The organism is Cocleimonas sp. KMM 6892 (assembly GCF_035798195.1).
Classification (GTDB): domain Bacteria; phylum Pseudomonadota; class Gammaproteobacteria; order Thiotrichales; family Thiotrichaceae; genus Cocleimonas; species Cocleimonas flava.
The window spans coordinates 1-1,583 of sequence record NZ_JAPFBV010000016.1; the positions used below are offsets into that span (position 1 = coordinate 1).

At 34.2% G+C, this 1,583-nt stretch carries 1 protein-coding gene; it reads right to left on the reverse strand.

What is annotated here, in order from left to right:
• Positions 1-70: 70 nt before the first annotated feature.
• A complete protein-coding gene (locus OO007_RS20180) occupies positions 71-721 on the reverse strand; it encodes an SMI1/KNR4 family protein (RefSeq protein ID WP_325810179.1) in 651 nt (216 codons plus the stop codon).
• Between the last annotated feature and the right edge of the window lie 862 nt (positions 722-1,583).

Here is a 1,583-nt window from a genome sequence, read left to right on the forward strand (position 1 = left end):
ATGGTGAAAAAAGGGGAGGTTTGGGATGAAAAATTGGCTTAAAAGGTTGACTTGGAACCACAGTCACTTGTTATGTATGTGATTGATACTTAAATGATCTTCCGTTATTAGAATATGAGGCATATTTGTTAACAATATCTTCATATTCTTTTAGTGTTAACTCTTCGTTATTAACAAACTCTTTATGAAATACATACTCTATAGTTTTTATTTGATCAATGGATAAATATTTAGAATGAGAATTTAGTGTGTTTTGACAACTCTCTTTAAATTCATTATCAGGAAGAGAATTAAAATCTTCTTTATCAAAAACTCTATCGATAAGAGATATAAAAATAAAGTCTTGTAAATTCTTTGCACGGTAATTTACTTCATCCATGTCATGCCATACATAAACAATTGGAACGTTATCGCCATCTTGTTCATTTAAGTAAAAGCAATATAGGTCACCAGCTCCGCTAATAGCAAAAGGAATAAAGTTAAATTTCTTATTAATTTGCCTATTGGATTCTATTTTGAGCTGAATATCTTCAAAAGATAGATGCTCATATTCATTTGATAAGAGTAACAACGGAGGGTAATTTTTCAGTTTTGGATATGTTTCTCTATACCAATTTGGTCCAGCCTCGCCATATTCCAACATATTATCAGAATAGAGTTGATGATAAATTTGAGGGTAAGAAAAATTATATTTTTCTTCAATTTTTTCAAGAATATTCATAGTTTGATGATATATGTTTTTAAGCGTCGCAGACTACATAACAGTCTATTTAGAAGGACTAAGTCCCTCTTAACAATATTATAGGGAATCCTTCTAATTCTTTTTTTGTTTTTTTACTGATCATATAAGTTCTTAATAAAAAAAGCTTTCTGATTTCCGTTTGGTTTTTAGTACTGAAAAGCAGGTACTCGTCCCTGCTTTTAGTTCGATATATTATATGCTAACCAAATTAACTAAATAAATTTTAGTTATTATGCCAGAATCTTGTTACCTAATCATTTGTTCTATGTGTTCATCTATACAAAAGTAGGGGTGACTTTTTCAGATTGGAATCTGTTATCTATCACCGAGTAATTCTTTCGTAGCTTTGTGACTTGTTTCTTTTTCTCGAATAATTAGTTATCGGCTACGAGTTCATTTATTTTGCTCAGCCAAAATAAACGAACCAAACAAAAGGCTGCCCACAAAAAAGCCGCAAGCGGTTCCCTCACGACACAGCGAATTGCCGCGGTTTTAGAACTCGCTCGTACCTCGCTCAAACAACTAAAACCTTACTCGGCAATTAGCCGTGTCGCTCGGCTTATTTGAAAGGGGTTTAAACAACATCTCTAGAGTTAAAAAAGTGCCTGTAAGTAGGGGGGGGACTTAATAATCATTAAAAAGGCAAGACTCAAAACTAGCGATCAAATACCCTCTAAAGCAACGAGCATCATAGTAAAGAATGGATCAGGATGAAGGTTGTTTGAGTGACGCTAGGAGCGAGTTTCCTTCATTCCCATTGTTTGCGAGACGCGCAGTGAACCCGCAGGGTGCTTTATCGGGGCGGCTATTCTTTGGTTACTTTCTTGTAGCTGTAGACAAG

Coding starts and splice junctions, on each gene's coding strand:
- OO007_RS20180 (WP_325810179.1), bottom strand. CDS start 721: ATGAATATTCTTGAAAAAATTGAAGAAAAATATAATTTTTCTTACCCT.